The sequence below is a fragment of the Rhizobium sp. BK212 genome (genome assembly GCF_014197475.1).
Taxonomy (GTDB): domain Bacteria; phylum Pseudomonadota; class Alphaproteobacteria; order Rhizobiales; family Rhizobiaceae; genus Rhizobium; species Rhizobium anhuiense.
In genome coordinates this window covers 76,639-88,829 of the sequence record NZ_JACIFS010000012.1, presented here as the reverse complement: position 1 = coordinate 88,829, position 12,191 = coordinate 76,639, and the positions used below count along the sequence as shown (strand labels likewise).

General features: G+C 62.3%; 13 protein-coding genes. 6 read left to right on the top strand and 7 right to left on the bottom strand.

Annotated features, from left to right (window positions below; genetic code table 11):
* The first annotated feature begins 99 nt into the window (after positions 1-99).
* On the top strand, positions 100-1,617 hold the full coding sequence (zwf, locus tag FHT79_RS28550; protein WP_127430410.1) for a glucose-6-phosphate dehydrogenase: 1,518 nt from the start codon (positions 100-102) through the stop codon (positions 1,615-1,617).
* Between the two features lie 15 nt (positions 1,618-1,632).
* Here zwf and FHT79_RS28545 read toward each other — a convergent pair whose 3' ends face one another.
* From FHT79_RS28545 to FHT79_RS28535, 3 genes are all read right to left on the bottom strand, one after another.
* Entirely contained in the window at positions 1,633-1,956 is a 324-nt protein-coding gene (locus FHT79_RS28545; protein ID WP_025554717.1) for a hypothetical protein, read from the bottom strand.
* 131 nt (positions 1,957-2,087) lie between these two features.
* The gene (locus tag FHT79_RS28540) at positions 2,088-2,543 is read right to left on the bottom strand and encodes an NUDIX domain-containing protein (protein ID WP_183904590.1); all 456 of its coding nucleotides are present in this window, start codon (positions 2,541-2,543) and stop codon (positions 2,088-2,090) included.
* Between the two features lie 113 nt (positions 2,544-2,656).
* Positions 2,657-3,049, bottom strand: coding sequence for a hypothetical protein (locus tag FHT79_RS28535; protein ID WP_003546502.1), 393 nt, complete (start codon positions 3,047-3,049; stop codon positions 2,657-2,659).
* Positions 3,050-3,281: 232 nt separating this feature from the next.
* On the opposite strand from FHT79_RS28535, the gene FHT79_RS28530 reads away from it, so the two are divergent.
* On the top strand, positions 3,282-4,844 hold the full coding sequence (locus tag FHT79_RS28530; RefSeq protein WP_097542730.1) for a helicase HerA-like C-terminal domain-containing protein: 1,563 nt from the start codon (positions 3,282-3,284) through the stop codon (positions 4,842-4,844).
* A 145-nt stretch (positions 4,845-4,989) separates the two neighbouring features.
* On the opposite strand, the gene FHT79_RS28525 is transcribed toward FHT79_RS28530, so the two are convergent.
* Entirely contained in the window at positions 4,990-5,166 is a 177-nt protein-coding gene (locus FHT79_RS28525) for a hypothetical protein (protein ID WP_183904589.1), read from the bottom strand.
* Between FHT79_RS28525 and FHT79_RS28520 the strand changes: the two genes are divergently transcribed.
* The 4 genes from FHT79_RS28520 to FHT79_RS28505 all read left to right on the top strand — a co-directional run bounded on the left by FHT79_RS28520 (position 5,165) and on the right by FHT79_RS28505 (position 9,872).
* Complete coding sequence (locus tag FHT79_RS28520) at positions 5,165-6,760, top strand: ABC-F family ATP-binding cassette domain-containing protein (protein ID WP_183904588.1); 1,596 nt, start codon at positions 5,165-5,167, stop codon at positions 6,758-6,760. The genes FHT79_RS28525 and FHT79_RS28520 overlap by 2 nt on opposite strands.
* Before the next feature lie 226 nt (positions 6,761-6,986).
* The gene (locus FHT79_RS28515) at positions 6,987-7,589 is read left to right on the top strand and encodes a hypothetical protein (protein WP_183904587.1); all 603 of its coding nucleotides are present in this window, start codon (positions 6,987-6,989) and stop codon (positions 7,587-7,589) included.
* Between the two features lie 60 nt (positions 7,590-7,649).
* On the top strand, positions 7,650-7,820 hold the full coding sequence (locus FHT79_RS28510) for a hypothetical protein (RefSeq protein WP_245450183.1): 171 nt from the start codon (positions 7,650-7,652) through the stop codon (positions 7,818-7,820).
* A gap of 531 nt (positions 7,821-8,351) precedes the next feature.
* Positions 8,352-9,872 carry an ABC-F family ATP-binding cassette domain-containing protein gene (locus FHT79_RS28505; RefSeq protein WP_097630628.1) on the top strand — a complete coding sequence of 507 codons (1,521 nt, stop codon included), beginning with the start codon at positions 8,352-8,354 and terminating at the stop codon, positions 9,870-9,872.
* Positions 9,873-10,055: 183 nt separating this feature from the next.
* Here FHT79_RS28505 and FHT79_RS28500 read toward each other — a convergent pair whose 3' ends face one another.
* The 3 genes from FHT79_RS28500 to FHT79_RS28490 all read right to left on the bottom strand — a co-directional run bounded on the left by FHT79_RS28500 (position 10,056) and on the right by FHT79_RS28490 (position 12,159).
* Positions 10,056-10,835: a VOC family protein gene (locus FHT79_RS28500; protein ID WP_029868103.1), complete on the bottom strand. Its 780-nt coding sequence runs from the start codon at positions 10,833-10,835 to the stop codon at positions 10,056-10,058.
* 80 nt (positions 10,836-10,915) lie between these two features.
* Positions 10,916-11,380 carry a DUF1579 domain-containing protein gene (locus FHT79_RS28495; RefSeq protein ID WP_132574028.1) on the bottom strand — a complete coding sequence of 155 codons (465 nt, stop codon included), beginning with the start codon at positions 11,378-11,380 and terminating at the stop codon, positions 10,916-10,918.
* A gap of 50 nt (positions 11,381-11,430) precedes the next feature.
* Complete coding sequence (locus FHT79_RS28490) at positions 11,431-12,159, bottom strand: thioredoxin family protein (protein ID WP_183904586.1); 729 nt, start codon at positions 12,157-12,159, stop codon at positions 11,431-11,433.
* Between the last annotated feature and the right edge of the window lie 32 nt (positions 12,160-12,191).

Here is a 12,191-nt window from a genome sequence, read left to right as displayed (position 1 = left end):
CACGCCAGAGGATGTCAAATGCCTGTTACCCCTCGCCGCCTATGTTGCGGCGAAACCGGCACGCATTATAGTCGGCCGCAAATTGCAAGGAGATGACACATGGACGCTGCCCCCACCCCGCCGGTCACCCTGGTCATCTTCGGCGCGACGGGCGACCTGACGCGCCGCCTGCTGGTGCCGGCGATCATCAATCTGACGCGCAGCCGCCTCGTCGGCGACGATCTCCACATTCTCGGCATCGGCATCGAGCCGGGTGACGACGAATTCCTGCGCGGGCGGCTCGACCAGTTCCTCAACCATCTCAGCGGCGAAGAGCCGAGGGTCAAGGACGAAGCATGGGAAAGCCTGCGCCGGCGCATTTCCTATACGTCCGGGGATTTCACCAAGGACGATATTTTCGTCGAGATCGGCAAGCGGCTGGGGCCGAATGCCAATGCCGCCTTCTATCTCGCGGTGCCGCCATCCTTTTTCGGCACGATCGTCGAGAAGCTCGCCGCTCACGGGCTGACCGATGAAAGCGACGGCATTTTCCGCCGCGTCGCCATCGAGAAGCCGTTCGGGACCGATCTCGCCTCGGCGCAGGCGCTGAATGCACAGATCCTCGCCCAGATTGAAGAAAGCCAAGTCTACCGGCTCGACCACTTCCTCGGCAAGGAGACGGTGCAGAACCTGATGACGGCGCGCTTCGCCAATATGATGATCGAGTCTTTGTGGAACAGCCGCTATATCGATCATGTGCAGATCACCGCCGCCGAGATCGTCGATGTCGGCAGCCGCGGCAAATTCTACGACGCAACCGGCGCGCTGCGCGACATGGTGCCGAACCATCTCTTCCAGCTGCTGGCGATGATCGCCATGGAGCCGCCGAACAGCTTCGATGCCGAAGCGATCCGCAACGAGAAGAGCAAGGTGCTGAAGGCGCTGCGCATCTACACGCCGGAGGAGGCCAAGACGCATGGCGTGCGCGGCGCCTATGCCGCAGGTCCGCTCAATGGTGCTGAACTTCCGGCCTATCGCGACACCAAGGACGTTTCGTCCGACAGCAGGACCGAGACCTTCGTGGCACTGAAGCTCTATGCCGATACCTGGCGCTGGGCCGGCGTGCCCTTCTATCTGAGAACCGGCAAGGCGCTGACGGCGCGCGACACCGAGATCGTCATCACCTTTCAGCCGGTTCCCTTCGCGCAGTTTCGCGAGACCGACGTCAAGCGCCGCCTGCCGCCGAACCGGCTGGTGATCCAGGTGCAGCCGGACGAAGGCATGAGCATGGAAATCTCGATCAAGTCGCCGGGGCTTTCCGTCGATACCGTGCCGGTCTCCCTTGATTTCCGCTATGCGGACAAATTCGATATCGCCAAGACGACCGGCTATGAATCACTGCTCTACGATCTCTTCATCGGCGACCAGACGCTGTTCCAGCGTGCCGACGGCATCGAGGCAGGATGGGCGGCGGTGCAGCCCTTCCTCGATATCTGGGCTAGGGATCAGAGCGTGCCCGACGCTTACGCGCCGGGCAGCATGGGACCGGCCTCAGCCGACGAATTGATCCAGCGCGACAGGCGGGAGTGGCATGAACTCGGCGTCATTCTGCATCACGACAAGAAGGACGGCAAATAGCGCCCTCCCCTGATGTTACTGATTTCCCTCGTCACGGCATGCGGCGCTGACCGAGGCGCCGCTGTTGCCGCCTTCGGTGGCCAGCGCTCCGCGCGCCTTGCGTGGCGGGCAGCGCGCCCAGTCGACGGGGCCGCTGACTGGCTCGTTGTCGATGCTGCCGGTTTCGATTGAGTCGAGTGGGATTATCAGCCCGCTTTGCGTTTCGGCTCCGGGCGCGGTGCCGAGCGGCGGCGTGCCGTCGATCCGGCCGCTGGCATCCATGCCCATATTCGACTGGGCAAGAACCGGGGCGGAGAGGCTGAGGAGAGCGATCGAGGCTGCTGCAATAAACCTGCGCATGATGCTATTCCTTCTGGTTTCATCGATGCGACAGAAACAGCAGGACGACCTCATTGTTCCCCCGGAAGCGGGCACTGGCGATCAAAGTTTGGCGATCGGGATATCAGTCCTCTAAACTGGCGATATCAGGCTCAGTCTCGCCAGCGCGACAGCAGTCTTTCGAGACCTGTCGGATAAAGATCGATGCCGGCCTCGCGCAGCCTGTCGCGGCCGAACCAGCGCGCCGTCGCCGCCGTCTCATCGAGTTCGGAATAGCGGATTTCGTCGCGCTCATAGAGGCTTTCATCGGCCAGTTCGATATCGGCGGCGAAGATATATTCGTGGCCGGTCGCGCCATGATGCTCGTAGATGTTTTCAAGCAGATGCCAGGGGCCGACGACGCGGATCGCCGTTTCGAGCTCCTCCTGGAATTCGCGGTGCAGGGCCTCTTCGCGGCTCTCGCCGAATTCGATGGCGCCGCCGAGCGGGCGAACGCCCTTGATACGGCCACGGTCATCCTCCACTTCGGCGGCGAGCAGTTGGTCTTTCCGCCAGGCGAGGCCGATCACCTTCACCTTGATCTGTTGCGACGGGCGCCAGACGGTCATCTGCTCTCCTTCCATTCATTGGGCAGCCAGTGGACAGCGCTTGCTTCAGCCAGTGCTTCCGGCGCAAGAATATGAGCCCCGCGACAACGCGAGGCTCCTGCCGATCAATCGTCTTAGACGAACTGGCTGAGGCCGGGGACGGAAGCGACGACCTCGTCGACCACCTCTTCGCCGGCATATTGCTTGGCGATGGCGATGGTTTCCTTGGCAAGCGAGGTGATCTCGCCCATGCCGAGGCCTTCGCCCATCAGCTGCTGGCCAAGGCCCATGATGCCGCCGCCGCCGAGAGAGCTCATCAGCCCGCCGAGCAGGCCGCCGCCGCCGGCACCCGCGCCGTTGAACTGGGCGACGAGATCGGCGCCGCCGGGGATCGCTTCGATCATCTTGGCGACCGGACCATCGGCAGCCTCGCGCTGCAGGAAGCCGAGCATCATGCCGAGCGCCTTTTCGGCCAAGTCGGGCGCAATACCCACGCGATCGGCGATCTGGGTCACAATTTCATTCATCGTCAGCCTCCTGTTATTTTGACGTTAACGTCAACGTTAATGGAAATTCCACAGCAACTCAAGCCGGCCTCTCCGCGGGGGGCACTTTGTCCGGTTTTGCTTTTAATGCAAACAGTTGTCCGCATCCATCTCCCTGCTTATAACAGGGAAACGATGGTTCGATGAAGGCGGCGGGAGAGAACACCGAGCCTTCTGACATAAATGGCGGCAAAGCCCGAAGGGAGCATTCCGAATGATCGAGGAAGGCAAGATTTTCATCGGCGCGAGCCGCAATCCCGATGACAGCATCAACAAGCCGGAATATCTCGACCTGAAGTTCGGCAACCGCCACGGCCTCGTCACCGGCGCCACCGGCACCGGCAAGACGGTGACGCTGCAGGTGCTCGCCGAAGGCTTTTCGCGGGCCGGCGTTCCGGTCTTTGCGGCCGATATCAAGGGCGATCTTTCCGGCATCGCCGCCAAGGGCGAGCCCAAGGATTTCCTGACGAAGCGCGCCGAGCAGATCGGTTTCACCGATTATGAATTCGATCAGTTTCCGGTGATCTTCTGGGATCTGTTCGGCGAGAAGGGCCACCGGGTGCGCACCACCATCGCCGAGATGGGACCGCTGCTGCTCGCCCGCCTGATGGATGCCTCCGAACCGCAGGAAGGCGTCATCAACATCGCCTTCAAGATCGCCGACCAGGGCGGGCTGCCGCTGCTCGACCTCAAGGATTTCAGCTCGCTGCTCAACTATATGGGCGAAAACGCCAGCGAACTTTCCAACCAGTACGGCCTGATCTCCAAGGCCTCGGTCGGCTCGATCCAGCGGGCGCTGCTCGTTCTCGAACAGCAGGGTGCGGAGCACTTCTTCGGCGAACCGGCGCTGAAGATCTCCGACATCATGCGCACCAGCAATAATGGCTACGGCCAGATCTCGGTGCTCGCCGCCGACAAGCTGATGATGAACCCGCGGCTCTACGCCACCTTCCTGCTCTGGCTGCTCTCGGAGCTCTTCGAGGAGTTGCCCGAGGTGGGCGATCCGGAAAAGCCGAAGCTCGTCTTCTTCTTCGACGAGGCGCATCTGCTCTTCAATGACGCACCGAAGGTACTGACCGAACGCGTCGAACAGGTCGTGCGACTGATCCGCTCCAAGGGTGTCGGCGTCTATTTCGTGACGCAGAATCCGCTCGACGTGCCGGAAACGGTGCTCGCCCAGCTCGGCAACCGGGCGCAGCATGCATTGCGCGCCTATTCGCCGCGCGAACAGAAGGCGGTGAGGACGGCGGCCGATACCTTCCGTGCGAATCCGGCCTTCGATTGCGCCACCGTCATCACCAATCTCGGCACCGGCGAGGCGCTGGTCTCGACGCTGGAAGCCAAGGGCGCGCCGTCGATCGTCGAGCGCACGCTGATCCGCCCGCCGTCGGGCCGCGTCGGCCCGGTGACGGATGCCGAGCGCCAGCAGATCATGGACAGAAGCCCGGTTCTCGGCGTCTATGACGAGGATATCGACCGCGAATCCGCCTTCGAGCTGCTGGCGGCGCGGGCAAAGAAGGCGGCGGATGCCGATGCTGCCAAGCGGGCGCAGGAAGAGGCGCCTCAGCAGGGCAGCACGACCTCCGGCTGGAGCCTGCCGGGTTTCGGCGGCGGCAATGACGACGATAACCAGGGCCGCGGCCAATCGCGCGGCCGGGCTTCCGGCTACCAGCGCGAAACGGTGGTGGAAGCGGCGATGAAGAGTGTGGCGCGCACGGTGGCGACGCAGGTCGGCCGGGCGCTGGTGCGCGGAATATTGGGGAGCTTGAAGCGGTAGGTTTGCGGCGCGCCGTAAGCCCCTCATCCGCCTGCCGGCACCTTCTCCCCGCTCGCGGGGAGAAGGGGGATGGCCGCAACCTCTCCGTCCCCACCAACCTTTCGCAGGGCACGTCCCCTCGCCCCGTTTACGGGGTGAGGGGTAATCACCCGACGAAGCCGGCCAAGGAAAGCGGGCGGTCAGTTGGCTCTTTGCCTTGAACCTTCCGCCTTTCTTCCCTAAATTCCCCGCCATCGATCATTTCAACAGGATGTGTGCCGCAATGGATTTCAACTCGATCGCAACGCCAGTTCGCCTTGCCAACGAGGAAATCCACATCCATGCCTGCATCCATCACCCTCTTCCAGATTTCATGGTCCGCGCCTGACGGGCGGCCGCTTTTTTCCAATCTCGACCTCAGCTTCGGGTCGGAGCGCACCGGTCTTGTCGGGCGCAACGGCGTCGGCAAGACGACGCTGCTGAAGCTCGTCTGCGGCGATATCCAACCGCATTCGGGGACGGTTTCCGTCAGCGGCAGCCTCGGCGTGCTGCGGCAGAGCGTTCAGGTGGCGTCTGACGAGACGGTCGGCGATCTCTTCGGCGTCACCGATGCGCTGGCTATTCTGCATCGTGCCGAAGCCGGCGAGGCGACGGCCGACGAGCTGGCATCGGCCGACTGGACGCTGGAGGCACGCATGGCCGCAGCGCTCAATCGCACCGGCCTCGACGTGGCCGCGCAGACCCCGCTTGCGGCACTCTCGGGCGGGCAGCGCACACGTGCCGGGCTTGCGGCGCTTGTTTTCACCGAACCGGATTTCCTGCTGCTCGACGAACCCACAAACAATCTCGATCGCGATGGCCGCGAGGCGGTGATCGGCCTGATTTCAGGCTGGCGGGCCGGCGCCATCATCGTCAGCCATGACCGGGAATTGCTTGAAAGCGTCGATGCGATCGTCGAACTGACCTCGCTCAGCGCCACGCGCTATGGCGGCAACTGGAGCCATTATCGCGAGCGCAAGGCGCTCGAGCTTGCGGCGGCACAACATGATCTCACTGAGGCCGATAAACGCGTGGCCGAGGTGGCGCGGAAGGCGCAGGCGACGGTGGAGCGTCAGGCGCACAGGGACAGTACCGGGCGGAAGATGGCCGCCAAGGGCGGCATACCGCGCATCATACTCGGTGGCATGAAGGAGCGGAGCGAAACGACGGGCGGCGACAATGCGCGGCTTGCCGAACGGCGGCGCGCCCAGGCGCTGGAAGAGGCAAAGGCGGCGCGCGAAAAGATCGAGATCCTGCAACCCTTGTCGGTCACCTTGCCGCCGACCGGGCTGCCCGCCAACAAGATCGTGCTCAGGATGGATGACGTGACATCGGGCTACCAGCCGGGTGATCCCGTCATCCGCGATCTCTCCTTCGACGTGACGGGGCCGGAACGGATCGCCGTCACCGGCCCCAACGGCTCGGGCAAGACCACCTTGCTGGCGCTCATCACCGGCGAACTGGAACCCTGGGCCGGCACCGTCGCCGTCATGACCGCTTTCACGATACTCGATCAGAAGGTCAGCCTGCTCGACCCCTCGGCCTCGATCCGCGACAATTTCCGCCGGATCAATCCGCTTTCCGATGAAAACACTTGCCGGGCGGCCCTTGCCCGCTTCATGTTCAGGGCGGATGCGGCGCTGCAGACCGTCTCGACGCTGAGCGGCGGGCAATTGCTGCGCGCCGGCCTTGCCTGCGTCCTGGGCTCAGCACCGCCGCCACTGCTGATCCTCGACGAGCCGACCAATCATCTCGATATCGACTCGATTGCTGCGGTTGAGGCCGGGCTGCGCGCCTATGACGGGGCACTGCTCGTCGTCAGCCATGACGAGACGTTTCTCGAGAGTATCGGGATAGAGCGGCGGCTGGAGCTGGCTAGTGGTGATGTGGTTGGGTGATTTCAGGGAGGAGCATCGGTGCCTCCCGCCAGCGACTTTCTGACGGCTGCCCTGGGGTATTTTGCCTTTCGGCCTGCCATCAAGTCTTCGCTCAATCTCGATTGCTCCACTAGCCCGTTTCGCCATGAAAGGGCTTCCTGTCGCTAGTTCGAAAGCAATACCCTACTTGCAAGATATAACGCATTCAACCTATGATAGTCACCGCCGCGGCTTGGAGGAGAAGGGCATGACTATGGAAGAGGCGATCGGGCATCGTGCGGCCCAAAAGTGGAGCCTTTGGAGAAGCGCCAATATTGGCGTTAGCGTTAGCGCTGTCACCTTGTTATTTCAGGTCGCGAACGGTCGAGGCTTTGAACTGGCAAACTACGCCCACACTCGGAGTGCGGAAACGATTAGCGCTTTAGGTGGGCAGGTTCTCGCCGCACCACTATTATTTGTTGTGATTGCGGCCATACGAAACGTTTTCAAAAGGGGGCAAGCTAAGTCGAACGCAAGTGCCATTCGGGGGGCAATCACGTTCGCGGCGCTCTTTGTCACAATTTTCGCCGGCCTTTTTACCTACGGAGAGTTTGTGTTCTCTCGCGATGAAGCAATCGGTGGCGAAGCGCGAAAATCATTCATAGCTGACACCCAGTTTGCGTGCGTTCAGAAGCAGGCCTCGCTCAACCAAGCTATTACCCAGCAGCAAATCCAAACCTATTGCACCTGTTTGACCGAGAAGATGGCCGACATCACGACGTACAAACAATTGGGCACTGAACTGACTGCCAAAGCCCGTACGGACCTGCAGCAAAAGGTTGGAGCAATAAGTAACCTTTGCCGCCAATGACTTCTGAACGGCCCAATGCTGGTGCAGATATGGTGAGCCATTGCGACACTTCTGGTTACGATGACGCTCCTGATCGACGAGCCGACCAACCATCTCGACATCGACTTGATATCAGCGGTCGAGGCTGGGCGGCGCGCCCATGATGGGGCGTTGATGGTGGTCAGCCATGACGAGACGTTTCTCGAGAGTATCGCGATAGAGCAGCGGCGGCTGGAATTGGCGGGGGGGTGAGCTGAATTAATCAGTAATTGAGCAGCAGCGGCCCCTTGCCGGCACCTTCTCCCCGCTCGCGGGCGAACGGGGATAGCCGCAACCTCTCCGTCCCCACCAACCTTTCTCCGGGCACGTCCCCTCGCCCCGTTTACGGGGGGTCCGAAGGACGGGTCGAGACGAGCGGCTTGACCCCGGTCAGGTTAGGGTGAGGGGCAGCCATCGCGAGATGGAGAGGCGTGCCTCCTTGCCTCTTTTTGCCGGCAATGGTATTTCAACACTGCAACTCTGTCGAGAAAGGAGGATCACGCAATGCAGTATTATTTTCGGTTTAATCGCCAGCGTGGTCCCGTCAACGCCCTGCAAACGCGTTTGCAGGGCTGACCAGAGGCCGTTTCTCGACATCTCTTCCTGGTCTGCCCTTCGTGGCCAATGCGACGCCGTAGCTGACAGCGCGCATTCTTCTCAATTTCCGGGTCCGATACGCGCAATCCCGTGATGGCTGAATGCCCCGGATCGCGTGTGATACCCGGTCAAGACCAGAGAACGATCATGACACTCATCAATATCCGCAATCTCGGCGTGACGCTGGGCAATCCGTTGTTTTCCAAGCTCAATCTCGTCGTCAACACTGGCGATCGCATCGGCCTCGTCGCCGCCAACGGGCGGGGGAAATCGACGCTGCTTGCCTGCATCACCGGCGCGCTGGAGCCGAGCGAGGGCGAGATCACCAAGGCGCGCGGGCTGACCGTCGGCCATGTCGCGCAGAATGTACCGCCCGGGCTTTTCGACACGCCGTTCTATGATGCCGTGCTGCAGGCGCTGCCGGCCGATCAGGCCGAAAGCGAGAGCTGGCGCGTCGACGTGGTGCTGGAATCGCTCGAGGTGCCGGAGGCCATGCGCCAGCGGCCGCTGAAGCAGTTGAGCGGCGGATGGCAACGGCTGGCCATGCTTGCCCGCACCTGGGTGAGCGAGCCCGACGTGCTTCTGCTCGACGAGCCGACCAACCATCTCGACCTTGAAAAGATCGCCCAGCTCGAAGGCTGGTTGAATGCGCTGCCGCGCGACGTGCCGGTGATCCTGTCCAGCCACGACCGCGCCTTCCTCGATGCGACGACCAACCGGACGCTGTTCCTGCGGCCGGAGCAATCGCCGGTCTTCGCCCTGCCCTACGCGCGCGCGCGCGCCGCCCTCGACGAAACCGATGCGTCAGAGGCCCGGCGCTACGAGCGCGACATGAAGGTGGCGGAGCAGTTGCGCAAGCAGGCGGCGAAGCTCAACAATATCGGCATCAATTCGGGCAGCGACCTGCTCGTCGTCAAGACGAAGCAGCTCAAGCAGCGGGCCGAGAAGCTGGAGGATGCGGCAAAACCGGCGCATCTCGAGCGCTCGGCCGGCGCCATCCGGCTCGCCAATCGCGGCACGCATGCCAAGGTGCTCGTGACGCTGGAGGATGCGGCCGTGACGACGCCGGATGGGACGCCTCTATTCAAGACCGGCCGGCAATTCATCTGCCAAGGCGACCGCATCGTGCTGCTCGGCCTCAACGGCGCCGGCAAGTCGCGGCTGGTGTCGATGCTGAAGCAGGCGATCGAAAGGCCGGAGACGGCGCGCGACTGCATCAAGGCGACGCCTTCGCTCGTGCTCGGCTATGGCGACCAGGCGCTTGCCGATCTCGCCGACAGCGACACGCCGATCGGCACGATCATCCGCCGCTTCGATGTCGGCGACCAGCGGGCACGCGCCCTGCTGGCCGGCGCCGGCATGACGATCGACATGCAGGCAAAACCGATCGGCCAGCTGTCCGGCGGCCAGAAAGCGCGGCTCGGCATGCTGGTGCTGAGGCTGGCGGAGCCGAACTTCTACCTGCTCGACGAGCCGACCAACCATCTCGACATCGATGGACAGGAAGCGCTGGAGGGCGAACTGATGTCGCATGAAGCGAGCTGCCTGCTGGTCTCGCACGACCGCAGTTTCGTGCGGGCGGTGGGCAACCGGTTCTGGCTGATCGAGAAGAAGCGGCTGGTGGAGGTGGAGAGCCCGGAAGGGTTCTTTGCTTCGGTTGCGGGGTGATGGATGGGTGTGATTGGTGTTGGCCGTGTGCCGTGAAGCCACCTCATCCGGCTGCCGCCCTTCTCCCCGCGGGGAGAAGGGACTCGTGGCGACGTCTCGATTCCCCCTTCTCCCCTCGGGGAGAAGGTGCCCGTAGGGCGGATAAGGGGGCTTTACGCCACACCGCCAAAAATGCGGCAAAACCTACCGCTTCGGCGCCACCAGGCAGAAGAAGGCGCCTTGCGGGTCGGTGGCCTGGATGATCCAGCTGCCGCCGGGGACCTCCATCGGGCCGTTGACGACCTTGCCGCCGCCTGAGGTGACGCGTTCGATCGCGGCGTCGATCGCCGGCACGATGAAATAGTAGCACCAGAAGGGCATCGGCATATTGTCCGGCTTGGTCATCATGCCGCCGATCTGCCGGCCGCCATGGGCGAAGAGATGGTAGACGCCCATCGGACCCATGTCGAAATCGCTGTGCTTCGTCCAGCCGAACAGCTTGGAATAGAAGGCCAGCGCCTGTTCGCCATTGCCGGCGTAGAGTTCGTGCCAGCCGATATTGCCGGGCGCGTCGAAGGCCAGTTCCGGCCAGGTTTTGTCCATCGGCGCCGGCGTCATGATACAGATCACCGCGCCACCCGGATCGGCGACGACGGCGAAGCGGCCGATGGTCGGGATGTCTTCCGGCGGACGGCGGACCGAACCGCCATTGGCGGCGAAATCCTTGGCCGACTGATCGACGTCGTCGACATCGACATAACCCGTCCAGTTCGGTGGAATGCCCTTGCCCTCGAGTTCGGCCGGAAACTCCATCAGGCCGGCGACGCCGATGCCGTTCGCCTCGAAGATCGTATAGGTCGGCATGCCCTCCATTTTCATTTCGGAGGTCGTCCAGCCGACGACGGAGCTGTAGAATTTCGCAGCAGCCGCTGTGTCGGGGGTCATCAACTCGCACCAGATGAACTTTCCATGCGTCTCGGACATCCTACTCTCCCATTTTCGACGCTCCTTTCCCGAGGCCTCTTTTTCGAAACCCCTTCTTTCAAGGTCGAGCGCCGTGATTGTCAGATCTTGCGGGCGTAATGTGCTTCCATGAACTGCTTCCAGGAACCGTCAGGCTGCTTGGCGCTGGAGATGAAGATGCGGTGATCGGCGTCGGTGAAGGTGATCTGCTCGCGGTAATCGGCAAGTCCCTCGCCATTGAAGTCGGGACCTGTCGTATAAAGGTCCAGCACATTGCCGGATGCGTCGAGTTCGCCCTCATAGACCCACATATAGTCCATCATGCTGCCGATCCAGCTGCCGATATATTTGCCTTTTGCGGCGTTGTAGCCAAGCGTCAGGATGCTGGTCGCCTCTTTACCATCCGGCATGCGGCCGGTCCCTTCGGCGACGAACCAGATGCCGTGCAGCGAGCGCACGGTTTCCGTCCAGGGCTCGCTGCCGGTCATATCGGGTGCGGTGACGGTCCATTCGCCGATCAGTCTTTCCAGGAAGGAATGTTCCTTCAGCACTTCAGCGGTCTTCATCGTCCTCTTCTCCCTTGAGTGATGGTGGCGTCGTCTTTCCGCATCCCGGCTCAGTGACAGCAGGATGGCGCCTTCGGGGCCCCCTCATATTCGTCGTGGCGGCGCACGAAATTCATCGTGCTGTCCTCGTTACGGCCCTTCGGGGCGCGGTCGAGGATCATCAGGGTGCCGATCAGTTCTTCCGGGCCGCGGGCATAACTCGAATAGGTATGAAAGACCTCGCCCTTGTCGTTGCGGTAGAAAGCACTGAGGCCCGGCAGCTCGTCATTGGCATCAGCCGGCGGCATAGGCGTGAAATTGTAAAAGACCTTGTCTTTGGCAAGATCCTCCGGGCTGAAAGAAACGTGATAATCGAAATTGAAATCGCTGCCGAAGGAAGAGACCCAGGGAAATTGCCAGCCCATGCGCCGCTTGTAGGCGGCGATCTTGTCGAGCGGCGCGCGCGAAACGGCGACCCAGGTGACGTCGTGATGGTTCAGATGCGGCAGGGCGCCGTCGACATGATCCGACAGGAAGGAACAGCCGGTGCAGCCGGCATCCCAATCGGGACCGAGCATGAAATGATAGACCAGCAACTGGCTGCGGCCGTCGAAAAGATCGGCGAGCGATTTCTTTCCCTCCGGCGTGTCGAAGACATAATCCTTGTCGACCTTCACCCAGGGCAGCGCCAGACGGGCGGCGTTGACGCTGTCGCGCAGCCGCGTCGCCTCCTTCTCCTTTAGCAGCAGGGCGCGGCGGGCTTCGAGCCATTCTTCTCGGGAAACAACCTCATTCTGCATGGAATGCGCCCTCCTCCGGCACGCTCCTTTTC

Excerpts from the sequence above, each read along its gene's own strand:
- zwf (WP_127430410.1), top strand. The coding sequence starts at position 100 with ATGGACGCTGCCCCCACCCCGCCGGTCACCCTGGTCATCTTCGGCGCG.
- FHT79_RS28545 (WP_025554717.1), bottom strand. The coding sequence starts at position 1,956 with ATGCGCAGGTTTATTGCAGCAGCCTCGATCGCTCTCCTCAGCCTCTCC.
- FHT79_RS28540 (WP_183904590.1), bottom strand. The coding sequence starts at position 2,543 with ATGACCGTCTGGCGCCCGTCGCAACAGATCAAGGTGAAGGTGATCGGC.
- FHT79_RS28535 (WP_003546502.1), bottom strand. The coding sequence starts at position 3,049 with ATGAATGAAATTGTGACCCAGATCGCCGATCGCGTGGGTATTGCGCCC.
- FHT79_RS28530 (WP_097542730.1), top strand. The coding sequence starts at position 3,282 with ATGATCGAGGAAGGCAAGATTTTCATCGGCGCGAGCCGCAATCCCGAT.
- FHT79_RS28520 (WP_183904588.1), top strand. The coding sequence starts at position 5,165 with ATGCCTGCATCCATCACCCTCTTCCAGATTTCATGGTCCGCGCCTGAC.
- FHT79_RS28525 (WP_183904589.1), bottom strand. The coding sequence starts at position 5,166 with ATGGATGTGGATTTCCTCGTTGGCAAGGCGAACTGGCGTTGCGATCGA.
- FHT79_RS28515 (WP_183904587.1), top strand. The coding sequence starts at position 6,987 with ATGACTATGGAAGAGGCGATCGGGCATCGTGCGGCCCAAAAGTGGAGC.
- FHT79_RS28510 (WP_245450183.1), top strand. The coding sequence starts at position 7,650 with ATGACGCTCCTGATCGACGAGCCGACCAACCATCTCGACATCGACTTG.
- FHT79_RS28505 (WP_097630628.1), top strand. The coding sequence starts at position 8,352 with ATGACACTCATCAATATCCGCAATCTCGGCGTGACGCTGGGCAATCCG.
- FHT79_RS28500 (WP_029868103.1), bottom strand. The coding sequence starts at position 10,835 with ATGTCCGAGACGCATGGAAAGTTCATCTGGTGCGAGTTGATGACCCCC.
- FHT79_RS28495 (WP_132574028.1), bottom strand. The coding sequence starts at position 11,380 with ATGAAGACCGCTGAAGTGCTGAAGGAACATTCCTTCCTGGAAAGACTG.
- FHT79_RS28490 (WP_183904586.1), bottom strand. The coding sequence starts at position 12,159 with ATGCAGAATGAGGTTGTTTCCCGAGAAGAATGGCTCGAAGCCCGCCGC.